This is a genomic window from Inquilinus sp. (genome assembly GCF_039594555.1).
Lineage (GTDB): Bacteria > Pseudomonadota > Alphaproteobacteria > DSM-16000 > Inquilinaceae > Inquilinus.
The window spans coordinates 1-6,261 of the sequence record NZ_JBCNNF010000404.1 but is presented as its reverse complement, the minus strand read 5'-3'; the positions used below and the strand labels follow the sequence as shown (position 1 = coordinate 6,261).

Genomic DNA, 6,261 nt, shown 5'->3' with positions numbered 1-6,261 from the left:
CCACTCCGGCGCCAGGCCCTCCGGGCTGACCAGGCGGCCGTCGGGGCGGGCCAGGGCGTGGATCGCGGCCATCTCCTCGGCCGAGAGCGCGAAGTCGAAGATCGCCTGGTTGACTGCGGCGCGGGCCTCGCTGACCGTCTTCGACAAAGCGACGATACCCGGCTGCTGCACCAGCCAGCGCAGCACCACCTGCGCCTCGGTCTTGCCGTGGCGGGCGGCGATCACCTGGATCGCCGGGTCGCCGATCACCTTGCCGTCGGCCATGCCGTAATAGGCGGTGACGCTCATCCCGGCCTTGCGCGCCGCCGCCAGCACGGGCGCCTGGCTCAGATAAGGGTGGTACTCGACCTGGTTGGTGACCAGCGGTGCCGGGCTCAGCGCCTCGGCCTCCGCCATCAGCGCAGTGCTGAAGTTGCTGATGCCGATATGGCGCACCTTGCCAGCCGTCTTCACCTCGTTCAGTGCGCCGATCTGCTCGGCCAGCGGCACCTGCTGGTTCGGCCAATGCAGCAGCAGCAGGTCGACATGGTCGGTGCCGAGCTTGCGCAGGCTCTCCTCGACCGAGCGCAGGAAGGCGTCGTGCCGGTAGTTCTCGACCCAGACCTTGGTGGTCAGGAACACGTCGTTGCGGGCGATGCGGGAGGCGGCCAGGCCCTCGCCGACCTCGGCCTCGTTGCCGTATATCTGTGCCGTGTCGATGTGGCGGTAGCCGATCGACAGCACGTGCCGGACCATGCGGGCGGTGTCCGCGCCGTTCATCCGGAAGGTGCCGAAGCCGAGCGCCGGGATCTCGGCGCCGTTGGCGGTGACGAGCGGAGTGGTCATGTCGGGTGTCCTGTCTGTCCGGTTCGTGTCGGGCCGCAATGTGGTCGGGACCGGCGGCGGCGATAATCCGGCCGGCCAGATCATGACTTGTGAAGCCGGTTCACAGATGGTTGTCCGGCCCCGCCGCTTTCCACAGCCATCCCCTGCCCTCATCTTCCTGCCATGACCATGGATGAGGGCACGGACATGACCATCTTCCTGACCGGCGCCAGCGGCTATATCGGCGGCGCCGTCGCGGTCCGGCTACTGCGGGACGGGCACCGGATCCGCGGCTTGGTGCGGTCGCCCGAAAAGGCGGCCCGGCTGCAGGCGCTGGGCATCGAGCCGGTGATCGGCGACCTGTCGGACACGACGCTGCTGGCGCGCGAGGCCGAAGCCGCCGACGCGGTCATCAACACCGCCAGCGCCGACGATCGGGCGGCGGTCGAGGCGCTGCTCGACGCCCTGGCCGGCAGCGGCAAGCCCTTCCTGCACACCAGCGGCACCAGCGTGGTGGCCGACGATGCCCGCGGCGAATGGGCGTCGGACCGGATCTATGACGAGGACACGCCGGTCGAGCCGGTGTCGGGCAAGGCGGCGCGGGTCGCCATCGACCGGATGATCGTCGAGGCCGCCGGGCGCGGCGTGCGGTCGGCGGTGCTGTGCAACAGCCTGATCTACGGCACCGGGCCCGGGCTGAACCCGGACAGCGTGCAGATCCCGGCGCTGGTGGCGCAGGCGCGCAAGACCGGCGTGGTCCGGCACATCGGGCGCGGTCTGAACATCTGGTCCAACGTGCATGTCGACGATATGGCGGATCTCTACGCCCTGGCGCTGGACCGCGCGTCGGCCGGCGCCTTCTATTACGTCGAGAACGGCGAGGCCTCCTTCGCCGAGGCCACGGCGGCGATCGCCCGTCGGCTCGGCCTCGGCGCGCCGCAGCCCTGGCCGGTCGACGACGCCATCGCCGCGCTGGGCTTCGGCCATGCCGTCTATTCGCTGGGCTCGAACAGCCGGGTGCGCGGCAAGCGGGCCCGGGCGGAGCTGGGCTGGGCGCCGAAGCACGGTTCGCTGACCGGGTGGATCGAGCGGGACATGCCGGTGGGCTGACCGTCAGCTCCGCATATACCGCGCGAAATCCGCCAGGATCAGCGCCCAGCCCTGGGGCGAGCCCATGCCCTCACGCAGCCGCTCGGCCCCGTCGCCGTGCTTCTCGAAGTCACGATGCTCCAGCTCGATGCGGGTGCCCCTGCCCTCCGGCACGAAGCGGATCTCGACCTCGCTGGCCCGCGCCTCCGGCTCGGGCCGGCGATCGGCGCCGACGGCGAAGGACAGCACCAGCCGCGACGGCGGCTCCCAGGCGCGGACCTCGCCCCAGGCGGTCTCCTCGCCAGCATGGTTGCGCTCGAACCACAGGCCGCCGGCCCGCGGCTCGATCACCGCAGTGTCGAGGTCGACCCCGGCATAGGTGTAGGCGAGCGGCCACCAGCGGCCGATCTCGCCGATGAAGGCGTCGAAGGCACGGTCCGGCGGCGCATCGACGGTGATATTGGCCCGCAGCGGGCTGACGGCGGTCATGGCGTCGTCCTCCTCGAAGGTCGGCTTCGAGTCATCAACGCGCCGAAAGGCCAGGCCGTCGCCCTCAGGCCGCGACCAGGCCTCGCCGGGTCTCGGACAGGAACTCCAGCATCGCGGCCACGCCCTTGTCCGCGCCGTGCTCGTGGCGCACCCGGGCCATCCGCTCCGCCTTCTCCCCCGTGCCGCGGAACAGCATGCGGAAGACGCGGCGCAGGGCCAGCACCTCCGGCTCGGTGAAGCCGTGGCGGCGCAGCCCGACCTCGTTCAGCGACACGAGGCGCGCCCGGTCGCCCTGGACCAGGCAGAAGGGCGGCACGTCCTGTGCCACCATGGCCCCGGCGGCGACGAAGGCATGGGCGCCGATGCGGGTGAACTGGTGCACCCCCGCCAAGCCGCTGACATGGACATGGTCGCCGACCTCGACATGGCCGGCCAGGGTCGCGGCGTTGGCGAACTGGGTATGGCTGCCGATGCGGCAGTCATGGGCGATGTGCGAGCAGGCCATGAACAGGTTGCCGTCGCCGACCTCGGTCAGCCCGCCGGAGACGCCGACGCCCGGCTGGATGGTGACATATTCGCGGATGATGTTGTCATGGCCGATGACCAGTCGCGTCTCCTCGCCCTTCCATTTCAAGTCCTGCGGCGGCGCGCCGACCGAGGCGAACTGGAAGATCTGGTTGCGGTCGCCGATCTCGGTCCGCCCCTCGATCACCGCATGCGGCCCGACGATGCAGTCGCGGCCCAGCCGGACCTTCGGGCCGATCACGGCATAGGCGCCGATGCGGGTGCCCTCACCGATCTCGGCGCCCGGCTCGATGATCGCGGTGCGGTGGATCAGGGTCATGCGGGATTCCGGATGGACATCACAAGCGGCCGGACGGACCGGCACGCCGGCGATCCTGCCGGCTGGGGCGCCAAGGCGGAATTCAAAAATTGTTTCAAATCATTGCGTTGGCCGATGATGCCGCGAATCTGGCCGGCCCGGCGCCGGCGGGGCATAATCCGGCACGACACCGCGGGAGGACGCGATGGACCTGTCGACGCTGCTAATCTACGCCGTCACGCTGGGCGTCGCCTGCGCCGTGCCTGGCCCGACCACCGCGGCGCTGGTGGCGCGGGTGCTGGGCCGCGGCAGCCGCGGGGCCCTGGCCTTCTGCGTCGGGCTGATGGCCGGCGACCTGCTTTGGCTGGGTGCCACGGCGCTGGGCCTGGCCATGCTGGCGGCGACGCTGCAGCCGGTCTTCGTGGTGATCAAATATGCCGGCGCGGCCTATCTGCTGTACTTGGCCTGGCGGCTGTGGACCGCCCCGCCGGCGGCGCCCGCCGAAGCCCAGCCGGTGCGGGGCGAAGGCCTGCGGTTGTTCCTGACCGGCATCTCGGTCTGCCTGGGCAACCCGAAGACGACGCTGTTCTACCTGGCGCTGCTGCCGACCATCATCGACCTCCAGCAGCTGACCTGGGTTGGATTCGCCGAGATCGCCGCGACGCTGGTCGTGGTCTACGGCACGGTGCTGGCGGCCTACGTCGTGCTGGCCCTGCGCGCCTGCCGGATGTTCCGGTCGCCGCGGGCGCTGAAGGCGATCAACCGCGGCACCGGCGCCGTGATGGCTGGCGCCGCGGTGGCGGTGGCGACCCGCTAGCCCACCGCCGCGATCACTGCGTCGCAGACCCGGTCGGCGTCGGCGTCGGACAGGAAGGGGTGCATCGGCAGGCTCAGCACCTCACGGCTCAGCGCCTCGCTGACCGGCAGCGAGCCCTCGCCCTCGCCATGGGCGCGGTAGGCCTCGGCCAGATGCATCGGCGTCGGGTAGTAGACCGCGGTCGGCACCCCGGCCTCGCCGAGCTTGGCCCGCACCGCGTCGCGGTCGGCCACGCGGATGGTGTACTGTGCCCAGGCGCAGACCAGCCCGTCCGGCATCACCGGGGTCTGCACCCGGTTGGACAGCCGCGCCGAATAGTGCCGGGCCAGCTTGTCCCGGGCCGCTAGTTCCTCGCCGAAGCTGGGCAGCTTGGCCAACAGCACCGCCGCCTGGATGGTGTCGAAGCGGGCATTGAGGCCGACCCGCACGGTGTCGTAGCGGCTCTTGCCCTCGCCATGGACGCGGATCGATTTAAGGATCGCTGCCAGCTCGTCGTCATCGGTGAAAATGGCGCCGCCGTCGCCGTAGCAGCCCAGCGGCTTGGCCGGGTAGAAGCTGGTGGCGGTGACCGGCGCCAGCGACCCGACCGGACGGCCGTGGAAGGCGCCGCCGAAGCTCTGCGCCGCGTCGTCGATCACGAACAGGCCATGCGCGTCGGCGATCGACTGCAGCTTGGGATAGTCGACCGGCAGGCCGAACAGGTCGACCGCGATCAGCGCCTTGGGCGTGAGCTTACCCGCCGCCTCGACCGCGGCGATGCGGCGCTCGAGGTCGGCCATGTCGATCAGATAGGTCTGCGGATCGACATCGACGAAGACCGGTGACGCGCCGAGCAGCAGGATCGCCTCGGCCGTCGCGGTGAAGGTGAAGGCCGGCACGAAGACGGCGTCGCCCGGGCCGATGTCCCGGGCCATCAGCGGCATGATCAGCGCGTCGGTGCCGCTGGCCACCGTCAGGCAGTGCCGCGCGCCCGCGCGGCGCGCCAGTTCGCTCTCCAGCTCCGCCACCTCCGGCCCCAGGATGTACTGGCCGTGGTCCAGCACCGCATGGATGCGGGCGTCGATCAGGGGCTTCAGGCGGGCGTATTGCTGCTTGAGGTCGACAAAGGGGAGCGACACGGGCGAGCCTCAGGGTGAACGGAACTGGGGGTGATGTAGCCCCGCCCCGGCCCCGACGCTAGCCTGAAACGCGGGCCCGGGTGGTCCAGCCTCAGTGCTCGGTCCCGTCGGGTCCCAGCGAGCGCAGCAGGTCGACCAGGCGCCGGCGGACCGTCGGATCCTCGATCCGGTAATAGGCGCGCACCAGCTCCAGCGTCTCGCGGCTGGCCACCATCTCGCTGTCATGCGCCGGGTGAAGGCCGATGCCGTTCTGCCCACCGTCGGTCATGCCCTCGAAGAAATAGCCGACCGGCACGTTGAGGATGCGCGTCAACTGGTGCAGCCGGCTGGCGCTGACACGATTGGCGCCACGCTCATATTTCTGGATCTGCTGGAACGATACGCCGAACGCCGCAGCCAGCTTCTCCTGGCTCATGCCTAGAAGGGTGCGGCGCTGGCGCAGTCGGGTACCGACATGGACGTCCACCGGATCCGGGCCATCTTCGGTGATGGTCTTGCGCCGGCGCTGTCGGTCCAAACCGCGGGTCGCCATACTGTTACTTCCTCCTGCGGGCCCGGCCCGACACCGAATGCGATCGCGAACGATCGATCTGGTGCGGTCCCCCAAGATGCCGCAGTGTCGAACCCGGCCCGCCTCATACTATAGTATGTCGCGAGGAACTCGGCCGCAATACCCGCATAAGGCGATTTGCACCAGCCTCCCTTAACCCGCGCGCCCCAGAACGGGTTCCACGGCCGCGAGGTCCGGCAGCGGAATGTGGCAGCGGATGACGTGGCCGTCGGTGCCGGCGCGCTCCGGCGGCGCCTCTGTCTCGCAGATGCCGCCCAGCTTGCGCGGGCAGCGGGTGTTGAACGGGCAGCCCTGCGGCGGATCCAGCGGGCTGGGCAGCGGCCCTTCCAGGATGATGCGCTTCTTCTCGATCGTCGGGTCGGCCACCGGCACCGCGGCCAGCAGCGCCTCGGTATAGGGGTGGTAGGGCGGCTGGAAGACGGCGTCGGTCGTCCCCTGCTCCATGATCTGGCCGAGATACATCACCACCACCCGGTCGGCCAGGTAGCGGACCACGCCGAGATCATGGCTGATGAACAGCATGGTGGTGCCGGAGCGGCGCTGGATGTCG

Annotated in this window: 8 protein-coding genes; 2 read left to right on the top strand and 6 right to left on the bottom strand. The window is 70.2% G+C overall.

Annotation, left to right across the window (positions count from 1 at the left end; translation table 11 throughout):
- Positions 1-825, bottom strand: an 825-nt coding sequence (locus ABDW35_RS29970) for an aldo/keto reductase (RefSeq protein WP_343717509.1), incomplete at its 3' end; no start/stop codon positions are given.
- A 186-nt stretch (positions 826-1,011) separates the two neighbouring features.
- Here ABDW35_RS29970 and ABDW35_RS29965 point away from each other — a divergent pair.
- Positions 1,012-1,914, top strand: coding sequence for an NAD-dependent epimerase/dehydratase family protein (locus ABDW35_RS29965; protein WP_343717508.1), 903 nt, complete (start codon positions 1,012-1,014; stop codon positions 1,912-1,914).
- A gap of 3 nt (positions 1,915-1,917) precedes the next feature.
- On the opposite strand, the gene ABDW35_RS29960 is transcribed toward ABDW35_RS29965, so the two are convergent.
- Positions 1,918-2,382, bottom strand: a complete 465-nt coding sequence (locus ABDW35_RS29960) for an SRPBCC family protein (RefSeq protein WP_343717507.1) — start codon at positions 2,380-2,382, stop codon at positions 1,918-1,920.
- A gap of 64 nt (positions 2,383-2,446) precedes the next feature.
- On the bottom strand, positions 2,447-3,226 hold the full coding sequence (lpxA, locus tag ABDW35_RS29955) for an acyl-ACP--UDP-N-acetylglucosamine O-acyltransferase (protein WP_343717506.1): 780 nt from the start codon (positions 3,224-3,226) through the stop codon (positions 2,447-2,449).
- 184 nt (positions 3,227-3,410) lie between these two features.
- Here lpxA and ABDW35_RS29950 point away from each other — a divergent pair, with 184 nt between their 5' ends.
- Entirely contained in the window at positions 3,411-4,022 is a 612-nt protein-coding gene (locus tag ABDW35_RS29950; RefSeq protein WP_343717505.1) for a LysE family translocator, read from the top strand.
- On the opposite strand, the gene ABDW35_RS29945 is transcribed toward ABDW35_RS29950, so the two are convergent.
- The 3 genes from ABDW35_RS29945 to ABDW35_RS29935 all read right to left on the bottom strand — a co-directional run.
- Complete coding sequence (locus ABDW35_RS29945) at positions 4,019-5,140, bottom strand: DegT/DnrJ/EryC1/StrS family aminotransferase (RefSeq protein WP_343717504.1); 1,122 nt, start codon at positions 5,138-5,140, stop codon at positions 4,019-4,021. The two genes, ABDW35_RS29950 and ABDW35_RS29945, sit on opposite strands and share 4 nt — an antisense overlap.
- Before the next feature lie 91 nt (positions 5,141-5,231).
- A complete protein-coding gene (locus tag ABDW35_RS29940; protein WP_343717503.1) occupies positions 5,232-5,672 on the bottom strand; it encodes a helix-turn-helix transcriptional regulator in 441 nt (146 codons plus the stop codon).
- Positions 5,673-5,843: 171 nt separating this feature from the next.
- Positions 5,844-6,261: ABC transporter ATP-binding protein (locus ABDW35_RS29935; protein WP_343717502.1), on the bottom strand; the 418-nt coding region annotated here is incomplete at its 5' end.